The organism is Ensifer sp. 4252 (assembly GCF_050434565.1).
Lineage (GTDB): Bacteria > Pseudomonadota > Alphaproteobacteria > Rhizobiales > Rhizobiaceae > Ensifer.
Window position 1 is genome coordinate 50,884 of sequence record NZ_JBNDIU010000016.1, and the last position, 19,612, is coordinate 70,495.

Below are 19,612 nucleotides of genomic sequence, written 5' to 3' on the forward strand. Positions count from 1 at the left end.
CTCGGGCCTACGTTATCAGATATTGTTGACGAGCACGTCGCGAAGCTTATCGAACAGTTCGTCGATCTCCGCCTTGGAGATGATCAGCGGCGGCGACAGCGCGATGATGTCGCCGGTGGTGCGGATCAGGAGGCCCTTTTCGTAGGCCTTCAGGAAGGCGTTGAAGGCACGCTTGGTCGGTTCGCCGGCAATTGGCTGTAGTTCGATCGCGCCGATCAGGCCAACATTGCGGATGTCTATGACATTCGGGCAATCCTTGAGGGAATGCAGGCCGTCCTCCCAATAGGAGGCGAGCTCGGCGGCGCGTGTCAGAAGGCCCTCTTCCTTATAGGTGTCGAGGGTGCCGAGCGCGGCGGCCGAGGCGATCGGGTTGCCGGAATAGGTGTAGCCGTGGAAGAACTCGATCAGATGTTCCGAACCGTTCATGAAGGCGTCGTGGATTTCCGAGGTCACGAACACCGCGCCCATCGGGATCACGCCGTTGGTCAGCCCCTTCGCGGTGGTGATGATATCCGGAGTCACGTCGAAATACTGTGCGGCGAACGGCGTGCCAAGGCGACCGAAGCCGGTGATGACCTCATCGAAGATCAGCAGAATGCCGTGCTTGGTGCAGATATCGCGCAGTTTCTTGAGGTAGCCCTTCGGCGGGATCAGCACGCCGGTCGAACCCGCGACCGGCTCGACGATGACGGCGGCGATCGTCGAGGCGTCGTGCAGGGTGACGATGCGCTCGAGCTCGGTCGCCAGATCGCCGCCATGTTCGGGTTCGCCGCGGGTAAAGGCGTTCTGGGCCGGCAGGTGGGTGTGCGGCATATGGTCGACGCCAGTCAGAAGCGTGCCGAACATCTTGCGGTTGGAGACGATACCGCCGACCGAGATGCCGCCGAAATTGACGCCGTGATAGCCGCGCTCGCGGCCGATCAGGCGGAAGCGCGAGCCGTCGCCCTTGGCGCGGTGATAGGCGAGCGCCACTTTCAGCGCGGTCTCGACCGATTCAGAGCCGGAATTGGTGTAGAGAACGTGGTTCATGCCCTCGGGCGCAATGTCGACGAGGCGGTTGGCCAGCTCGAAGGCCTTGGGGTGGCCGAGCTGGAAGGCCGGTGCATAATCGAGTTCGCCCGCCTGTTCGCGGATCGCCTCGGTGATCTTCGGGCGACAATGGCCGGCATTGACGCACCAGAGACCGGCCGTACCGTCAAGGACCGTACGACCGTCATGGGTCGTATAGTGCATGTCCTTCGCGCCGACGAAGAGGCGCGGTTCCTTCTTGAACTGCCGGTTGGCAGTGAACGGCATCCAGAAGGCGCGCAGGTCGTTCGGCGTGGTGTTCAGGCGGTTCGACATTCCAGTTCTCCTCGCCATGGTCCCGTGTCGGGCAGTCGCGCCCGCTTGGATTCTTTTACCCTTTGGTCAAACTATCAGGGCGCCGGTTCGGGTCAAGTCTGGAGCGCCGGCGCGTGATCGCTCAGGCCACGCCCGGGATTTCGAGTGCGGTATGATCCGCCGGTCGCAAATGCACGCCTGTTCGAGGCGTCCTAGAAGTGGGAATTTTCGTTATGAGGTCAGACGTTTTCTCAAGTTTAACCTGTTTGCGTCAACGCTACCGCGCCGTGTATCGCCGGATCCATGGCAGTGCTCCTGGCCGTCATTCGGCGGTGCGGTCCGGTGTCGAAAGAAGCGGAGTGACGAGACAGTGTCGAGGTTGGGGATCGCGCAGGCGGCCATTGCTGTCCTCATTCTGCCGGGCATGGCTGCGGGCGCCGACCTGATTGTCGATGGCCGCTTCGAGCACGGGCAAGATAGCTTCTGGGCCGGGGAAGGCGTGGCGCTGACGCGAAACGGAGGACAGCTTTGTGCCGATGTTTCGGCGGGCGGCGACACCTGGGACAGGCTCATTGGCGTGAATGGGCTGAAACTCGAGCCGGGGCTTCATTACAGGCTCTCGATGTCGACCACGGCCGATCCCGCTCGTGCAGTGCCCGCTCGGATCCAGCGCGGTGCCGAACCCTGGACGGTGCAGAGCGAATTCAGCGTCAGCGGTTCGCCCGAGCGCACTCCGTTTTCGGCAGATTTCATGGCCTCGGAAATCGATGAGGCCCAGCTGATTTTCCCGCTCGGCGGCGCTGAGAAGGCCTGGCGTTTCTGCATCGACGACCTGTCGCTCGTCGAGATTGCGGCACCTTCTGGTGCGGCCAGCCGGGCGAACCAGGGGCCGGCCATTCGGGTGAACCAGCTCGGCTATTTCACCGATGGGCCGAAGCGGGCGACGGTGATATCGGATGCGCGCCGCGCCATTTCCTTTCAGTTGGTCGACGCAAGCGATGCGGTCGTCGGCGAGGGGACAACGCGGGCGAGCGGGTTTGATCCGTCAGCCGGCGTCAGCACGCATGTGGCTGACTTTTCCGCCTATGCCGTTCCCGGCAACGGTTACCGACTGCTCTCCGGTGACTGGACCAGCGATCGGTTTTCGATATCCGACGATCTCTACGGTCGCCTCACCGTCGATGCGCTCTCCTGGTTCTATCCGCAGCGCAGCGGTGTCCAGATCCGCGGCGATATCGCCGGCAAGGCCTATGCCCGGCCGGCCGGCCATGTCGGTGTCGCGCCGAACGAGGGCGACAAATCCGTGGGTTGCCTGACTGGCGACGAGGCCAGGGCGCTCTATGGCAACTGGTCCTGCTCCTATCGTCTCGACGTTTCCGGCGGTTGGTACGATGCCGGCGATCACGGCAAGTATGCCGTCAACGGCGCGATCTCGGTCGCGCAGCTGATGGCCACGTTCGAGCGTGGCCGTGTCTTTGGCGGTGCGACATCACCCGTCGTCAGCGATCGGCTTTCACGTATTCCCGAGAGCGGCAACGGCATCCCCGATCTGCTCGACGAAGCGCGATGGGAATTGCAGTTTCTGCTTGCGATGGTGGTGCCTGACGGCGAGCCGCTTGCCGGGATGGTGCACCACAAGATCCATGACACAGAGTGGACCTCGCCGCCGATGCTGCCGAGCGAGGATCCGAAGCCGCGGGCGCTTCACCGGCCTTCGACGGCAGCGACCTTCGACGTGGCAGCGGTTGCCGCACAGGCCTCGCGGCTCTATGCGAAGGACAATCCGACATTCGCCGCAAAGCTGCTTTCGGCCGCGCGCAAGGCATGGGTTGCGGCCAATGCCAATCCGGCCCTGTTTGCGCCGAAATCGGACGGGAATTCAGGCGGCGGCGACTATGACGACGACGACGTTTCGGACGAACTCTATTGGGCCGCGGCGGAACTGTTCCTAACAACCGCAGAGGGCAAGTATCTCGATGCGCTGCGTGCTTCTCCGCATTGGTCAGGCGACGTGCTGCCGCCGAGCGGTGCCTTCCACTGGCGCAATGTTGCCGGTTTCGCCCGGCTGCAACTGGCGCTTTACGGTGACGCGCTGCCCAAGGCCGATCTCGACAGGGTGCGAAGCTCGGTTCTGACGGCGGCACGGACATTCCTGTCACTGCAGGCGGCGGAGCCGTTCGGGCAAATCTACCGCCCGAGGAACCACCAATATGATTGGGGCTCGAACCAGTTGATCCTGCAGAACATCATCGTCCTGTCCGCCGCATTCGACCTCTCTGGCGACAAAGCCTTCCTCAACGCAGCGCGCGAAAGCATGGATTACGTTCTCGGCCGCAACGCCATGGCGATGTCCTACATCACCGGTTACGGCGCACGCTCGCCGCAGAACCAGCATAGCCGCTGGTACGCGCATCAGGTGGATCCGACCCTGCCCAATCCGCCTGTTGGCTCGCTTGCCGGTGGGCCGAATTCGACGCCGGTGGATGCGATCGCCAAAGAGCGGCTGCAGGGTTGTGCACCCCAGACCTGCTATGTCGACGATATCGAGGCCTATGGATCCAATGAGATCACCATCAACTGGAATGCGCCGCTCGTCTATGTCGCGTCGTTCCTTGCCGACGCACGCTAGGGGGCTGCAGTGATGACCGGGATAGCCTTTGTCGGAACCGGCTTTGTTGCCGACTACTACATGACGACGCTTGCCAACCATACGCAGTTGCGCCTCGTCGGCGTCTGGGATCGCGATGAAACGCGCCTGACAGAGTTTGTCGCCTACTGGAAAGTCCACCGTTATGCGTCATTGGACGAGGTGCTGGCGGATCCGGCGGTCACAATCCTCGTCAACCTGACGACGCCGGAAAGCCACTATACGGTAAATCGCACAGCACTTCTGGCCGGCAAGCATGTCTACTGCGAAAAGCCGCTGGCCATGGACGTCGAGGCGGCAAGCGAACTGGTGGAGCTGGCGCGAGAGCGGGCTCTGGTGCTTGCCGCGGCGCCGGCCAATGCGCTGAGCGAGGCGCACGTGCTCTGCGCCTCGCTTCTTGCGACCGGCGCCATCGGCACGCCACGCCTCGTCTATGCGGAAATGGAAGATGGCCCGGTCTTCAAAGCCAACTGGCGCGAGTGGCGCAGCCGTTCCGGCGCCCGCTGGCCCGGCGTGCATGAGTTTGAAGTCGGTTGCACGCTCGAGCACGCCGGCTATGCGGCAAGCTGGCTCGTTTCGCTTTTCGGACCGGTTGCAGAAGTCAGCGCGGTTTCCGCCCTGACCTTCCCGGGCAAGGGGCCGGGTACGGAACGCCTAAGCCTCGGCCCGGATTTTTCGGTCGGTTGCCTTTCCTTCCGGTCCGGCGTGACGGCCCGTGTGACCTGCGGGCTTGCAGCCCCGCGCGACCGTTCGCTGACCATCATCGGCGACAAGGGCACCATCGTCGTGCGCGATCTCTGGGACAACCGCTCGCCCATTCATCTGGAGGCCTTCGGCGCGAAGCGCTCGCTGCAACACCGTATCCTAGACTGGGTCGAGTGGAAGGTCGGTCGCAAGCTGCCGCTCCGGCTCTACGCCGGCAGCAGGGTGCAGTATCCGGCCAGAGCCGCGGCTCTCGCATTGCCCGCCTATCCCTCGAAGATCGATTTCGTTGGCGGCATCGCCGCCCAGGCCGACGCGATTGCCCGGGGGGAGACGCCATTCTTCTCAGGCGCGACCGCGCGCCATCTGACCGAGATCGTACTTGCGCTCAACAACGGTCGGCAGGGCTATCGCCCGCTCGACCTATGAAGGTGGCAAAGCGCGGATCGTCTCGATGATCTCGATCGCCTGGATGCTGCGCGACGTCGGCATCAGGATGTGCTCGTGCCAGCCCTCGAGGATCGCCGCACTTGCAGCTTCGATCTCGAATTGCAAACCGTTGCCTGGGAACGGCAGATCGAAGCGTTGAAGGCCGGGCAGGGAGACGCGCCCGGCAATACGCGTCAGCGTCTTTGCCCACAGGCCCTGGCCCCTTGGTGCGATGACCTTGCGCACAAGGCCGTTGTCGCCTAGAAACAGCCTGCTCGCCTTCAGAAACGGCGCGTCGATGACCAGCGTGCCGCGATCTCCGTCGATGATGAAGCGGTTGTCGCCGTCGCGGTCGAAGCCGCAGGCAAGGTGCGCCTGGAAGCCGGTGTAGGAAAGGCGCATTTCCGCCTGGAGGTCGACGCCCGTGGGTGCGCTTTGCCAGCGCCCGTCGACCGCCTGTGGATGTCCGAACAGGTTGAGGCACAGGGACAGCGGATAGATGCCGAGGTCAAGCAGCGATCCGCCGCCAAGCCTTGCGTCGAAGAAGCGGCTGGTGGGATCGAATGGTTTCTCATAGGCAAGCTCGGCTATGACATGCCGGATGCGGCCGAGAGCCTCTCCAGCGAGCAGGGCGCGTGCCTTGGCGATCGCCGGCAGAAAACAGGTCCACATGCCTTCCATGGCGAAGAGGTTTTTGGCTGCGCCCAAGGCGGCAAGAGCCCGCGCGTCGTCGAACGACGTCGCCAGCGGCTTTTCGATCAGCACGGCCTTGTTTGCCGACAGGAAGACGATGGCCTGTTCCAGATGGACGGCGTTCGGCGAGGCAACGTAGACCGCATCGATACCAGGATCTGCAGCAAAGGCCTCGATGCCGGAATGGCTCGCGATGCCGCCGAAACGGGCGGTGAAGGCCTCGGCCTTCTCCTTGCTGCGGGAATAGACAGCGGCCAGCACGGCATTGCCGGTAAACTGGATGTCGGACGCGAAGCTGTTCGCGATCGCGCCTGTCCCAGCGATGCCCCAACGGACCTTTTCTTGCATTAACCGATGTCCCGGCTGTTTCGCTCGGGGCGCATCCTGCCCCCGAAACCTCAAGGCCGCGTAAACATCGGCGGCAAGCTCCGAGCAACATTGACGGTCGATGCTATCAGGGCAGCGGGGCGCTTCGGCCGGGCAATGGCTTGCCCCGTCTGCCGATCTTCCAGAAAAGAATAAGCCCCGCGCGATTTCTCGTGTGGGGCTACTTCAGGGCATGATCCCTGTTACGGACTGATTAGGTCAGGCCGAGCGGCGGACCAAGGTCTTTTCTGCCACGGCGTTTGCTTCGACGCCGTAGATATCGGAGAGCGTGCCCAAAATTCTCATGACGGCGTCGGACGAGCTGGAATAGTAGATCGTCTGAGCGTCACGGCGAGTGCTGACCAGATTCTGGGCTCGCAGTTTGGACAGGTGCTGGGACAGAGCGGACTGGCTCAAGCCCACCTTATTGGCTAATGCGCCGACTGCCATCTCTTCCTTGACAAGGGAATCGAGGATGAGAAGGCGCTTAGGATTTGCCATGGCCGAGAGGAAGCCGGCTGCTATCTCGGCTTCATCGTGTTTTTCAGGCGAAAGTGGCTGCATTGCGTGCTCCATGCGAAAATTACATCACACGTAGTTATGGTTGACGAAGGACGATAATTAGTCGTGATGCATAAAAGGGCAACTACCTACTGCAAGAAATGGGGGTAGCTTGCGAGCGATTAACCGTAAAGTTCGCGCAAAAGTGGCCGTAACTCGGAACTGTCCCGCATTGGCGCAGGGAATTCGAGCCGTTTCAATTGATCGCCACAGGCGAGATCGAGGCCGGCAGCGTCGATTCCGACAACCTTCCAGTCGCCCGCCGGCGCATTGCAGAGTTTTTCAGCGTAAAATCTGACCGCTTCGGCATGATCGGTGTTCATATGCTCGATGGCGCCGGTTTCCATGGCGGCGAGCGATGCGGTGGCGGGTGATTCGATCACCAGATCCTTGGCGGTCAGCACATAGGCACGGCCAAAACCACCGTTAAGGCTGGCCCGTAACGGGTTCAGGCGGAAGAAACCGAAGTCCGGGAAGTCGACATAGAGCTTCGATTTCGGATGACGGCGAACGAATCGTTCGCGGATGCGGGCATGGGCGTCCGAATCACGCGAGATCGCTTCGGCCTCGCACTGAACCGTCAGCCGCGGATGGGCGAGGGGATCGCCCTTACCGGGTTCTCCCGTCAGCAGTGACGCGCGTGCGTCGGCGAGCAGCGCCTTGGTATGGGTGGACAACTTGGAGATCAGGATCAACGGCACGCCGTCGACATCCATGCCGACGAGAACGCGACTGACGAAGGGGAAACCGCCGCTCTCCGGCTCGATGGCCGCAAGCGAGCCGCTGCGCGCACCGCGCAGAAGGGTGTGCGCAAGCTTGCGCGCCTCGTCATCGGTCTCGCGCAATACGTTCGGCTTGTCGGTCATTCGTCGGTCCTTCCTGAATTCCAGTCCGGCTCCAGACGAAAAAAGCCCGGAACAGGTTCCGGGCTTTTATTGGCTTCTTGTGCGCTTTCGTCAACTTTTGTTGCGGTGCCGCGTCAGTCCCTCGACGATGTTTTGCGCGTTGATCGTGCCGACGACCGAACCGTTGTCGACGACGCCGACGCTGCCCGGCTGGCGGGACATGGCGTCGAGGATATCGACGAGCGGTGTCGTCGGCTTGGCGGTCGCCGTCACGCCTGCAACTGTCGCCCCGCGCTGAACCCCGGTCTGCATCACATCCTTTGCCGTCAGCATGGTGATCGGGTTCATGTGCTGGACGAAATCGGCGACATACTGGTTCGCCGGGTTTCTGACGATGTCCTGCGGGGTTCCGCACTGGATGATGCGGCCGCCTTCCATGATGGCGATGCGGTTGCCGATGCGGAATGCCTCGTCGAGGTCATGGCTGACGAAGACGATGGTCTTCTTCAGGCGGCGCTGAAACTCGAGCAGTTCGTCCTGGAGCCGGGTGCGGATCAGCGGGTCGAGCGCCGAGAACGGCTCGTCCATCAGGAGGATCGGCGCGCCGGTCGCAAACGCGCGGGCAAGACCGACACGCTGCTGCATGCCGCCCGAAAGCTCGTTGACCTTGCGGCCCGCCCACTTCGTAAGATTGACGAGCTCCAGTTGCTCGCCGACACGGGCCTTGCGTTCGGCGTCCGGCATGCCAGCAAGCTCGAGGCCGAAGCCGACATTGTCGGCGACGGTACGCCAGGGAAGCAGAGCGAACTGCTGGAACACCATCGACACGGTGTGCATGCGGAAGTCGCGCAGCGACTTTGGCGTCGTGCGATAGGGGTTGAGCGGCCCGTTTGCCGTCTTGACCTCGACCTCGCCGCGAACGACGGGCGCCAGGCCGTTGACGGCGCGAAGCAGCGTCGACTTGCCGGAGCCGGAGAGGCCCATCAAAACCAGGATCTCGCCCTCGTTGATCGCCAGCGACGCGCCGGCGACGCCCAACACCAGGCCGGTGGCAGCGCCGATTTCGTCGCGGGTCTTGCCCTGGTCGACCATCTGCAGCGCGGTTTGCGGATTGTTGCCGAAGATGATGTCGACATTTTTGAATACGACGGCGTCGGTCATGCACCCTCTCCTTCGTCGGACGAGCGGAACAAGCGGTCGAGGATGATGGCGAGGATGACGATACAGAGACCGGCCTCGAAACCCTTGGCGACGTTTACCGAATTCAGTGCGCGAAGCACGGGGACGCCAAGGCCGTTGGCACCGACGAGTGCGGCGATGACCACCATCGACAGGGAGAGCATGATCGTCTGGGTAAGGCCCGCCATGATCTGCGGCATGGCGAAGGGAAGCTCGACCTTGCGCAGCACCTGGCCGGGCGTTGCGCCAAAGGCCTGTGCCGCTTCCACCAGCGACGGCGGCGTCGAGATGATGCCGAGACGGGTGAGGCGGATCGGTGCTGGGATGGCGAAGATCACCGTTGCGATCAGGCCCGGCACCATGCCGAGACCGAAGAGAATGAGCGCGGGGATCAGATAGACGAAGGTCGGGATCGTCTGCATCAGGTCTAGGATCGGCCGCATGATGGCATAGACCCAGGCCCGGCGCGCAGCGGCAATGCCGAGTGGCACGCCGACGGCCATGCTGACGACGCTGGCGGCGAGCACCAGCGCCAGCGTTTCCGTCGTTTCCTTCCAGTAGCCCTGGTTGATGATCAGCAGCAATCCGAGGCCGGTGAACAGCGTGACGCCGAGCGAGCGGCGGAACCACCAGGCGAGTGCGGTGATGACCGCAACCACGATCAGCGGGTGCGGCGTCTGCAGGATGTAGAGCAAAATGCCGACGACGCCTGACAGGAATTGAGCGAGTTGGTCGAAGAACAGCTCGAAATTCGTTGTCAGCCAGTCGACGAACGCCTTGGCCCAGCCGCCGATGGGGATGCGGTATTCTGTCAGAAATTCCACAGGAGTGAATCCGTCTCGTCAGATCAACACTATCGCGCGATGCGGTGAAAAAAGGCGGGGACTTCCCCCGCCTTGTTGCTGCCGGTCAGAGCCCGAGCGCGGTCTTGACCGCGGCGAGACCTTCGCCGCCATCCTTGGTCGTGACGCCGGCAAGCCATGGGTCGATCGCCGTCGGGTTGGCCTTCAGCCATTCCGTTGCGGCTGCGTCCGGCTCCTTGCCGTCGTTGAGAATCTTGCCCATGATCTCGTTTTCCATCTGCAACGAGAACTTGAGGTTTGTCAGCAACTTGCCGACGTTCGGGCATTCGGTGGTGTAGCCGGCGCGCACATTGGTAAAGACGCTGGCGCCGCCGAAATTGGCGCCGAAGATGTCATCGCCGCCGGCGAGATAAGTGAGCTTGAAGTTGGCGTTCATCGGGTGCGGTTCCCAGCCGAGGAACACGATCGGCGCGCCATCCTTTTCCGAGCGGGCGACCTGAGCCAGCATGCCCTGTTCTGAGGATTCGACGACTTCGAAGCCCTTGAGGCCGAAGGTGTCCTTGTCGACCATGTCGATGATCAGGCGGTTGCCGTCATTGCCCGGTTCGATGCCGTAAATCTTGCCCTCGAGCGCGTCCTTCTTGGTAGCGATGTCCTTGAAGTCCTTGATGCCGAGTTCGGCACCCTTGGCGTTGGTCGCCAGCGTGTATTTCGCGCCTTCGAGGTTCGGCCCGAAGGATTCGACCGACTTGTCGTCGAGATAGGGGCGCACGTCGTTTTCCTGGGTCGGCATCCAGTTGCCGAGGAAGACGTCGATGTCCTTGTTCTTGAGCGAGGTGTAGGTGACCGGAACGGAGAGAACCTTGATATCCGTCTCGTAGCCGAGGCCCTTGAGAACAGAAGAAACCGTGGCGGTGGTGGCGGTGATATCGGTCCATCCGACGTCGGAGAACCGGACGGTGCCACAGTTTTCCGGCTCGGCTGCCGCGGCGTTTCCGGCAACAAGGGCAGCCACCGAGACGGCGCCCGCGAGCATGAATTTGAGAGAGAGTGCTTTATTCATCGTTGTCGTTCCCCTGCCTCTATTATTGTTTTAGCCAAACACCATTGGATAGCGAATTCAAGCGCTTTGATGTCGAAGGAAGTGTATTGCGTCAATACGCGGACGGGATGCACGCTGCGACGCAGAATGTCGCAATGCCCACGAAATGGTCAAGTCGAGCGAAAAACTGTGGGTCGCGCAAACAGGCACTGGCCTTCGGGCCTAAGCCTCGTCATGTACCGGCGAGACGATTTCCGGAAACGGCAGGATATGGCCAAACTCTATTTCAGCTATGCGACGATGAATGCGGGCAAGAGCACGTTGCTGCTGCAGGCATCCTACAACTACCAGGAACGCGGCATGCGCGTCGTCATGCTGATCGCGGCATTCGACGACAGGGCCGGCACCGGGCGCATTTCTTCACGCATCGGCCTCGATGCGGACGCCATTCCGTTCCATGGCGGCGACGATCTCTACGCGTTGATCGAAAAGCTCAACACGGATGGCGCGGGCCAGATTGCCTGCGTCTTCGTCGACGAAGCCCAGTTTCTCGACGAAGAGCAGGTCTGGCAGCTGGCGCGGGTCGCTGACCGGATCGGCATTCCCGTCATGGCCTACGGATTGCGCACCGATTTCCAGGGCAAGCTTTTTCCGGGCTCGATGGCGCTGCTGGCCATTGCCGACGAGCTGCGCGAAGTGCGCACGATCTGCGACTGCGGCCGCAAGGCGACCATGGTCGTGCGTCTTGACGGGCAGGGCAACGTCGTTCGCGAGGGCGCCCAGGTCGAAGTCGGCGGCAACGAGAAATATGTCTCCTACTGCCGGCGCCATTGGGAAGACAAGATGCGCTGCGACCCTGCCTGACGCCTTGAACCGGATTCGATTCAAGGCACTATGCCGCGAGCTTGCAGAGTTACATTCCTTGGGCGGACGACGGTGCGGTGCGACTGCATGATGTCTTGAAAGTCGCACTTTCGGGATGCCATGCTGATTCCGGTTTTCCCCGATGAGGTTTGCGATGCCGCGTCTCTTTCCGTCTCTTCTGCTCTGTCTCTGTCTCGGGGCGACGCCCGGTCATGCCGGCGGCGATGCCAAGGCGGGGGCCGCCGTCTTCCGCAAATGCGGTGCCTGCCACACGGCGACCGAGCCCAACAATCGTGTGGGCCCGAGCCTGATGGGCGTCATCGGGCGTCCGGCCGCTTCAGTCTCCGATTACAGCTATTCGGAAGCGATGAAGGCCTTCGGCTCCGAGGGGCATGTCTGGGACGAGGCAACGCTGAGTGAGTATCTGCTGAGCCCCAAGGCGATGGTCGGCGGCACCAAGATGAGCTTTGCCGGGCTGAAGAAGCCGCAGGACATTGCCGACGTCATTGCCTATCTGAGAGATCCGTCGGCTGCCAAGTAGGCAATGCCCTCGATATCTCAAGCACTTCGACGGGACGGTTGACCAAAAAAGCAGGCCAGCGAGGCTTGTTCTCTTTCGATAAACACCCTTTATATAACTGCAATCGAAGGCTGAATAATTTGGCCCGGATGGCATCTGTTGCCTCAACCGATCCAGGGGGATGATATGGCGACTCTTCAGAATTTTGACGCGGAGATCGAGAAGACGAAAAGCGTTGTCGAGCAGATGCGCGGCAAGCTTGAGCAATCCGGCGTCGTGCTGGAGCAATTCGCCAAGGCGGAGACCAAGCTCGGCGACGTCAATTTCGATATCGAGAACGCCCGCATCCAGGATGTCATCAACCAACAGAAGGTGATGGAGGCCAACATCGCCGACCTGATCATCGGGCTGGAAGATGCAACCAACGTCTTCGGCTCCGAGTTCGAGAGCATGAAGAACTATACCGGCTACGAGAAGTTCATCGGCATCTTCTCCAAGCAGAAGATGCAGCGCATGCGCACCGACCGGGTGCGCAACATGTCGCTTGCTGGCAACCTACAGGAGCTGCTTTCGAAATCCGACACCATCGTCGGCATCCTCAAGGACCAGAAGTCGATCCTCGACCAGCGCTACAAGACCTCCGAGCAGAGCCTGATCCAGGTGATCAAGCGCCGCAAGGGCACGATGTCCAATCTCGAAGCGGTGCAGAAACGCATCGAGGAGCTCAACCCGCTGCTGCTCGACATCGAGAACCGCATTGCCGCATCGACCGAGCAGAAGGTGCGCACCGAGCTCGAAGGCGAGCGCTCGGCACTGGCGACGGAGTATAACGAAAAGCAGGCGAAGGAGCAGGAGCTTCTGGCCGAAAGCCAGACGCTCGAGCGTTACACCTCGATGTTCCAAACCTTCGTCGATTCGCTTAACAACCAGATCGCCGCGCAGAACACGCTGATCAACAAGCTGACGATCGATACCGAACAGCGTATTGTGCTCTACAAGGCACTTGAGGACTCGTTGAAGACGGCCGCCCAGCAGGATGTCGCCCACAAGATCAACACGCTCGGAAGCCAGGTCGACACCGCTGCCGAGGAGACGATGGCCGGCATCGGCGCCGCCGCCCAGCGCCATATCGGCGACCTCTTGGAAATGCACGAGAAGAACATGCTGTCGACGCAGGATATCCAGCGCCGCAAGAAGCTGGCCGACGACGCCTTTGCCCGCCGCTTCCAGGCGGTCATGGACAAGCACAACACCGCCAACTACGTGAAGCAGTGATCGGCGCCAGGCCATGGGCATACGCATGAAACGGTCCGAGTTTGCCTTGCGGCACGCGCCAGGGGGAACGGCATGAAAGTCGCCGCATCCCCTGCCGTCACGCAGTATTTCGCCTCGATCCATTCGGCTCTGGCCGGGCTCGAGCTGTTTCTCGGCGACCGCAATTCGCCGCTCTATCGCAACACCGTGGTCGGCGAGGTGATCGTCCCCTATCTGGCGCGGCTGAAGGCTTCGATCGCCTGCTGGGAAAACCGCATCGGCTTCGTCGATCAGTTCAGGATTTCCCGGGCCGAAAGCGGCTTTCCAGTTTTCCAGAACGTGCTCGAGCTGGAAAACGACCGTCAGACGGCGGGAAAGCGGCTTGCGGATATCCCATCGGCCGATGCGCTGCGCGAAGAGATGGCCGATTTCATCCTGAGGCAGAAGGCTTTTCCCGAGGCGCTGCAGTCGCGCATGGCCGAGCGGCTCTATCTCGAGCAGATCGGCAAGGGCGAGATTTTTTCGCCGTTCATCCTGCCGGAAACGATCCGCGTCGCCGTCAACCCGAAGACGATGCGGCCCTATTACGTGGTGAGCTGGGGCGCCTTCGACGGCACCCAGACCCTGCCGATGGTCTACATGGCGACGATCGAGGATTCCTCCGAGAAGATCGTCGAGATGCTCGTGACTGAGGACGGCAAGCTCAATCCGCAGGTGGAGATCCCGCTGCCGGTTGGCGGCCTGCTCAATCCGGAGCTTGCCAGCCGCTTTGATGATTTCGCCTCGAAGAACAGCACCTATTCGCTGACGCCGGTCACGATCGCCACCAATATGGATAAGGATTTCCCCGAGCTGCATCCCAAGCAGTTGCGGCGCATCGTGCTTGGCCCGTTCTATTCGGCCGGGATCACCGAGAACAACGCGAAGATCAACGAGATCCTTTCCAAGGTGCGCAAGCCCGAAAATGCCTGGCTCCTGACCTGGACCGTGCAGGAGGTGTTTTCGAAGGCCGAACGGGCCGCGCAGCGCGGCTTCTGGTCGACGACGCCGGCACAGGAAGAATTCCACATCGACACCGACAATCTGGAGGCCACGCGCATGGGCGTTTCGTCCTATGAAAAGCATGCGCTGGTGCCGCACGACGCCTATCAGGCGCTCTATGCCTCGGGCGAGGCGGCCCAGGTGTTCGGCGACTATAAGGTGCATGTCATCTCCGGAAACCAGGTCGTGAGCGAGGTTTAAGCATGACACTCAATACCGGGCTGACGACGCTGCACGAGGACGAGATCGCCAAGCACCAGGCAATCGCGCAGGGGCTGGTGACCAAGCTGGTAATCCTCGAACGCGACGAGGCCTCGGCCGGCGCGCCGCTTGCCGGCACCGGGCGGCGGTTCGTCTCGACGGTTTCGACCGGCGGCCAGCGCCGCACCCGCGAGGTCGAGCTCGCGCGCACCGTCCAGGCAGTGCGGCAGGGTGACCCGATGCTGTCGCCGGCGCAGCATGCGGTTCTCTACAGGACCCGTCGCGGCATCCAGGTGGCACTGGCTGTCGCCGACGTTTTTGCACGCCAGACGAACCTCGAGCAGTTGCAGGCCCGCAATACGACCGCGCCGCTTGCCGGCGAGGACGCCAACCAGTTCAAGGCGCTGCTCAACGCCTCTGCCTACATCTCCGCCTTTACGCTTGCCGCCTATCTCGGCGCGACGCTGTCGGGCGAGGGCGAGCCGGTGGACGATGCCGTCGAGCCGGACTTCCTGTTCGACACGCCGCAGGATGCCCTGAAGGGGCTGATCGCAGCTCTCGACCGCAGCATCACAGGTGCGGCCGACGATCTGGCGCTGACGGTGCGTGCCCGTGCCTTTTCGCGCGTCGCGATCGAAGGGCTGATTGCGCGCAAGGGCCGCTTTACCGGGCTGCAGAGCTTCGAGAACGTGCATATTCGTCTCGACCAGGACGACTTCACCCTGAACGGCTTCGACGTTGCGCCCGGACAGAAGCGCAAGCCGCTGGTGATGACCTTCAAGAAGCCGGAAGAGATCATCGGCAACCATATCGCCAAGTACCAGGCGCTGAAGCTTGCCAAGATGCTGATGGCCTATGACTTCGACCGGCAGATGAACCCCTTCGTCGAGCTCGGCGGCTTCCTCTTTACCTTCATCGGCGACGGCATGCCGGGCACCGGCAAGACGATCCTGATCCAGATGCTCGCCGGCATGCTCAACGAATATTGCGAGATCGCCGGCTACGCCTTCCACTACGAAAACTTCGGCGTCGACCAGATTTCCTCCTATCAGGGCAAATCAGGCCAGAACTGCAAGGAGTTCGTCAACAACGTCATCAATCCGCGCGCCATCGGCTTCGGTACCATCGACGACGTCGACCAGGTCGCGGCCAAGCGCTCCGACGACCGGGCATCGGCCGGCCAGCACGAGGTGACGGCGGTGCTGATGGAGAGCTTTGCCGGCGCCTCGACCGTGGTGCGCGGCAATTGCACCTTCGGCATGTTCTCCAACTATCCTGAGAATGTCGATGACGCGCTGCGCCAGCGCGCCGGCGCCCGCTGGCTGGTCGACGGGCCGCAGACGGAAGACGACTATATCGACATCTTCGCGTTGCTGGTCGGCAAGAACCACAAGATCCCGCTCGGCGAGCATGCGCTGTTCGAGGGCCAGGAGATCAAGCGCGCCGTGTCGCAATCCTACGAGGCGCATTCGCGACCGCAGGAGGAGGGCCTCGTTTCCGTCTGGGAACGGTACCAGAAAGAGAAGGGGGCGCTCGCCACGCTCGCCGATGTCGGCGCATATCTGCACATGATCAAGGAAGCAGAGCCCCGTTTTACCGGCCGGGCGATCAAGAACATCACCGATGCGGTCAAGCTCAGGGCGATGGACGTCGAATTGCCCGACGACTGGTTCAAAGATGCCGGATCGTTCATGCACAAGGGTTACGACGAGAAGAAGGCGATGATCGAGGCGCTTCGCGGCCCGATCACCATCGAGATGGTGCTGCAGGAAATCAACCGCTACGCCGACAGCGAATTCCGCTACACCGACAAATCGGACGATGCCGCCGTCACCGACATCATCCGCCGCGAGCGCCAGCGCGAAAAGGCGATCCGCGAGATCGAGGCGATGAAACGCGACGGTCGGTGGCAGGGCTGATGTCTGTGGCATGGCATGATGTACTTAGTTTGCTTTTCGCACTTTGGTCGACCGCAGCGCGCGACGCTGTTCCCTCTCCCCGCGTGCGGGGAGAGGGTTAGGGTGAGGGGCCGGTATGAGAGGAACAAACGAAAAAACCACCGAACGAGCCCGTCTTCTGCGACGTGCGGACAACGACGCAGAAGCCATACTATGGGCGGAACTCAGGGGCCGGCGGCTGAACGGCTACAAGTTCGTGCGGCAGTTTCCGATAGGCCGCTACTTTGCTGATTTTGCCTGTCGGGATCATCATCTCGTCGTAGAAGTCGATGGAAGTCAGCACGCGAATAGGAGTGGCGATTCAATTCGCGATATGTACATGGTCGCCAACGGATGGAGCGTCGTTCGCTTCTGGAATACGCAAATATTCAAGGAGCGCGACGCGGTCCTGGAAACGGTTGTCGCAGTTCTGGAGAAGCGGTTGACGGGTGCAGTGAGGACATTGGATTTGACGTTCATTCCAGCAGGCGGAAGCCATGATTGAGCGATGGCGATTTGCCCCTCACCCTAACCCTCTCCCCGCGAGCGGGGAGAGGGTACGCCTGTCCGGCCCACACAAGCTCGATAACGCTGAGCAACTTTGCGATATCGCCACGGGAGAGGTGCGGGCATGAAACGCCTTCTCGAAGCCGAGCTTATCTACGGACGCCTGCTCGATATCGCCGAACCGCATCTGATCGCGCGCTACAACAAGGCGCTCGAGGGCTTCGGCCTGCGTCCGACAGCGCTGACGCGCTTCAGCATCGACATGACGGGGTTCTCGCCGGAGATTGCCGACGAGCTAGGCGACCGCGATTATCTCGACCCCAACCGGGTGAACCGCCGCTTCATCATCATGACGCCGGATCAGGCGGAACTGCCGGTGGTGCATACGAGCTTCTCCAATACGGCGGCGTTGATGCACGAATTCTTCAACGCCAACAGTCGCGCGATCAACGCGGTGACGATCAAGGATGCGCTCTACGGCGAGATCGAGGATTCGGTTTCCATCGTCGACGACATCGACGATCTGCTGTCGATCAACGAGGTGCGCTTCCGGGTGCTGTCGGCCGAAGACATGCTGGGCAAGGCGGCCGAACTCAGGGGCCTCGTCGACCGGCTGAAGAAAGTGCCGACGGCCTGGACCGACGACGACATGCTGAGCCGCATGGTAGAACTGGCGAAGGTGACGGGCGACATCCGCCAGAACGCGCTGGTGCCGGATCAGCTGGTTTTTCGCCACGATGCCTTCTGGGCCAATCATTTCGGCGGTGTCTATGTCTTCCTCGAAGAGAAGACGACGACTGTCATCTGCGACCCGTCGGTCCCCGGCTTTCGCCGGTCGCGGCCCTGGCAGGTAAGTTATATCGCAATCGACGATCACGCCCGCATATACGACTTTCTCGCCTCGACGAAGCGGCTGCAGCTACCGCAGGCGTCCTGGGTCGAAGATTCAGGGCTCTACCAGCATCGCGCCGACATGGTGGTGCGCGGCTTGATCAACGACGCCGATCCGACGACGGATCTTGCCCGTGCCGACCGGATCTGGCTGCAGACCTGGATGCACCGCAACGCCGCACTTGTCGCAAGCGATGGCGCCTATCCCTTCCTGCAGGAAATGCTGCGCACCGTGCAGACGACGGGTAGCATCAGGATGCAGGATGTCGCGCCGGCAAACCGCTTCATGCTGGTCAGGGCCTCGCCTGCTCATCCCGATCAGTGGCTGGTCAACCGCTTGATCGCCCAACTCGTTCCCCGCGATTTCGTTTCCCGCTTCGTCTTCGACAAGCAGGGGTTTTATGACGCCTATGAGCGTTACAGCGAAAAGTTCAGGGAATATGTTGTGGCGACATTGACCGGCACATATCTCAAGGACAAGGCGGCCTTCCGCCGCAAACTTTACGGCCTCAGAGAGGAATAGGACATGTTTGATCCGATCGTCGCGTTTTTCCAGCGTGTCTTTACCGCGATCGGTCGCGGCATCGGCCTGGCCGTTGCCTGGCTGCTGTGGCCGTTCGTTGCGCTTGGAAACTGGTATCGCCAGCGCAGCTGGGTCATCAAGGGGCCGATCGGCATCATCCTGCTCGGCCTGATCTTCTTCTACGGCTATTTCCTTTGGCAGACCCAGGCCTGGACCAATTTCAACCCTGATTATGTCGAGCGCTACAAGCTTGCCGAGCGCAAGGTGCCTGCCGGCTCTCCGGTGAGCGGGCCGGGAGCAACGACGGGACAGTCGACGACCGGTGCGGCCGCAACCAACCAGGCGGCGGCAGTAACGCCGCCGGCTGAAGTCACGCCCGAGGCGCTCGCCGCCGTGCAGCTGCCCGCCGGGACCCAATGCCAGACCTCGGCGATTGTCGATGTCGCGGCCGACCTCATCGATTTCAACGTCAATGAGAATGCCTGGATTTCGTCGATGCTGCTCTACAAGGTCGGCTTCTTCGGTCTCGATTGGGACGATACGCCCTGGCTCGACAACAAGGCATCGTTCCAGCGCGGCATCAACCAGGCGGTCCGCCGCACCTCGGTTGAGCTGGTCGATTCGCTCGGTCGCGTTCGCGGCACGTCCGGCATCAACAGCGATCTGCAGCGGGCGCGCGGCAACATCCAGTTCGATGAAGAGACCTGGTACTTCGGCCTCAATCCGTTTGGCCCGAAGACCCCGACGCCGAGCTTCTATCGCGCCGCCATGAGGGACATGCGCACCTTCAACACCACGCTTGCCAAGTGCGACGCCGTCTTTGACGGCCGTGCCGACAATCTGGTCGAATTCCTTGACCGCATCGCCAACGATCTCGGCAACACCTCGGCGATCATTCGGGAGCGCTCGGAAAACCATAATGGCGGCTGGTTCGACACGCGTGCCGACGACCGTTTCTGGTTCGCCTATGGCCAGCTCTACGGTTATTACGGCATCCTTTCGGCTGCCGGTGCCGACTTCGAGAACGTCGTCGCCCAGCGTGGCCTGACGCCGATCTGGACGGAAACGATCAAGCAGCTGCGCTCGGCACTTCGCATCCAGCCGCTGATCATCTCCAACGGCGAAGAGGCCGGCTGGATCATGCCGACGCATCTGGCGACCATGGGCTTCTATATCCTGCGGGTGCGCTCCAACATCGTCGAGATGCGCGACATTCTGGCGCGATAAAGATCAGCGCCTGATGGGCGGCAGCTCCAGCCGGAGTTGTGCCTTCCGGCGAAGCTG

At 61.7% G+C, this 19,612-nt stretch carries 17 protein-coding genes; 10 read left to right on the forward strand and 7 right to left on the reverse strand.

The annotated features are described in order from the left end of the window. Positions 1 to 15: 15 nt before the first annotated feature. Positions 16 to 1,344 carry an aspartate aminotransferase family protein gene (locus ABIE33_RS24590; protein ID WP_429130434.1) on the reverse strand — a complete coding sequence of 443 codons (1,329 nt, stop codon included), beginning with the start codon at positions 1,342 to 1,344 and terminating at the stop codon, positions 16 to 18. Between the two features lie 349 nt (positions 1,345 to 1,693). On the opposite strand from ABIE33_RS24590, the gene ABIE33_RS24595 reads away from it, so the two are divergent. Both ABIE33_RS24595 and ABIE33_RS24600 read left to right on the forward strand, forming a co-directional pair. Beyond that, on the forward strand, positions 1,694 to 3,952 hold the full coding sequence (locus ABIE33_RS24595) for a glycoside hydrolase family 9 protein (protein ID WP_429130435.1): 2,259 nt from the start codon (positions 1,694 to 1,696) through the stop codon (positions 3,950 to 3,952). 12 nt (positions 3,953 to 3,964) lie between these two features. Beyond that, the gene (locus ABIE33_RS24600) at positions 3,965 to 5,101 is read left to right on the forward strand and encodes a Gfo/Idh/MocA family protein (RefSeq protein ID WP_429130436.1); all 1,137 of its coding nucleotides are present in this window, start codon (positions 3,965 to 3,967) and stop codon (positions 5,099 to 5,101) included. On the opposite strand, the gene ABIE33_RS24605 is transcribed toward ABIE33_RS24600, so the two are convergent. The 6 genes from ABIE33_RS24605 to ABIE33_RS24630 form a co-directional block, all read right to left on the reverse strand. Next, entirely contained in the window at positions 5,096 to 6,142 is a 1,047-nt protein-coding gene (locus ABIE33_RS24605) for a Gfo/Idh/MocA family protein (protein WP_429130437.1), read from the reverse strand. The two genes, ABIE33_RS24600 and ABIE33_RS24605, sit on opposite strands and share 6 nt — an antisense overlap. A gap of 237 nt (positions 6,143 to 6,379) precedes the next feature. After that, positions 6,380 to 6,724, reverse strand: a complete 345-nt coding sequence (locus ABIE33_RS24610; protein ID WP_057205742.1) for an ArsR/SmtB family transcription factor — start codon at positions 6,722 to 6,724, stop codon at positions 6,380 to 6,382. A 119-nt stretch (positions 6,725 to 6,843) separates the two neighbouring features. After that, positions 6,844 to 7,587: a HugZ family protein gene (locus ABIE33_RS24615; RefSeq protein WP_429130438.1), complete on the reverse strand. Its 744-nt coding sequence runs from the start codon at positions 7,585 to 7,587 to the stop codon at positions 6,844 to 6,846. A gap of 90 nt (positions 7,588 to 7,677) precedes the next feature. Next, positions 7,678 to 8,727 carry a choline ABC transporter ATP-binding protein gene (gene choV, locus ABIE33_RS24620; RefSeq protein WP_429130439.1) on the reverse strand — a complete coding sequence of 350 codons (1,050 nt, stop codon included), beginning with the start codon at positions 8,725 to 8,727 and terminating at the stop codon, positions 7,678 to 7,680. Next, the gene (gene choW / locus ABIE33_RS24625; protein ID WP_429130440.1) at positions 8,724 to 9,569 is read right to left on the reverse strand and encodes a choline ABC transporter permease subunit; all 846 of its coding nucleotides are present in this window, start codon (positions 9,567 to 9,569) and stop codon (positions 8,724 to 8,726) included. Before choW ends, choV begins: the two co-directional genes overlap by 4 nt. Before the next feature lie 85 nt (positions 9,570 to 9,654). Further along, complete coding sequence (locus tag ABIE33_RS24630; RefSeq protein ID WP_429130441.1) at positions 9,655 to 10,611, reverse strand: choline ABC transporter substrate-binding protein; 957 nt, start codon at positions 10,609 to 10,611, stop codon at positions 9,655 to 9,657. Between the two features lie 249 nt (positions 10,612 to 10,860). Here ABIE33_RS24630 and ABIE33_RS24635 point away from each other — a divergent pair, with 249 nt between their 5' ends. The 8 genes from ABIE33_RS24635 (at position 10,861) to ABIE33_RS24670 (ending at position 19,555) form a co-directional block, all read left to right on the forward strand. Next, on the forward strand, positions 10,861 to 11,454 hold the full coding sequence (locus tag ABIE33_RS24635) for a thymidine kinase (RefSeq protein ID WP_065786321.1): 594 nt from the start codon (positions 10,861 to 10,863) through the stop codon (positions 11,452 to 11,454). Between the two features lie 154 nt (positions 11,455 to 11,608). Beyond that, positions 11,609 to 11,995 carry a c-type cytochrome gene (locus ABIE33_RS24640; RefSeq protein WP_429130442.1) on the forward strand — a complete coding sequence of 129 codons (387 nt, stop codon included), beginning with the start codon at positions 11,609 to 11,611 and terminating at the stop codon, positions 11,993 to 11,995. A 165-nt stretch (positions 11,996 to 12,160) separates the two neighbouring features. Continuing rightward, positions 12,161 to 13,249, forward strand: coding sequence for a hypothetical protein (locus tag ABIE33_RS24645; protein WP_429130443.1), 1,089 nt, complete (start codon positions 12,161 to 12,163; stop codon positions 13,247 to 13,249). A gap of 72 nt (positions 13,250 to 13,321) precedes the next feature. Next, the gene (locus ABIE33_RS24650; RefSeq protein ID WP_429130444.1) at positions 13,322 to 14,470 is read left to right on the forward strand and encodes a hypothetical protein; all 1,149 of its coding nucleotides are present in this window, start codon (positions 13,322 to 13,324) and stop codon (positions 14,468 to 14,470) included. Between the two features lie 2 nt (positions 14,471 to 14,472). Then, positions 14,473 to 16,389, forward strand: a complete 1,917-nt coding sequence (locus tag ABIE33_RS24655; protein WP_429130445.1) for an AAA family ATPase — start codon at positions 14,473 to 14,475, stop codon at positions 16,387 to 16,389. A gap of 115 nt (positions 16,390 to 16,504) precedes the next feature. Further along, positions 16,505 to 16,912, forward strand: coding sequence for an endonuclease domain-containing protein (locus ABIE33_RS24660; RefSeq protein WP_429130446.1), 408 nt, complete (start codon positions 16,505 to 16,507; stop codon positions 16,910 to 16,912). Positions 16,913 to 17,038: 126 nt separating this feature from the next. Further along, positions 17,039 to 18,328, forward strand: coding sequence for a DUF6638 family protein (locus tag ABIE33_RS24665; protein ID WP_429130447.1), 1,290 nt, complete (start codon positions 17,039 to 17,041; stop codon positions 18,326 to 18,328). 3 nt (positions 18,329 to 18,331) lie between these two features. Then, complete coding sequence (locus ABIE33_RS24670) at positions 18,332 to 19,555, forward strand: DUF2333 family protein (protein ID WP_429130448.1); 1,224 nt, start codon at positions 18,332 to 18,334, stop codon at positions 19,553 to 19,555. Positions 19,556 to 19,612: the final 57 nt, after the last annotated feature.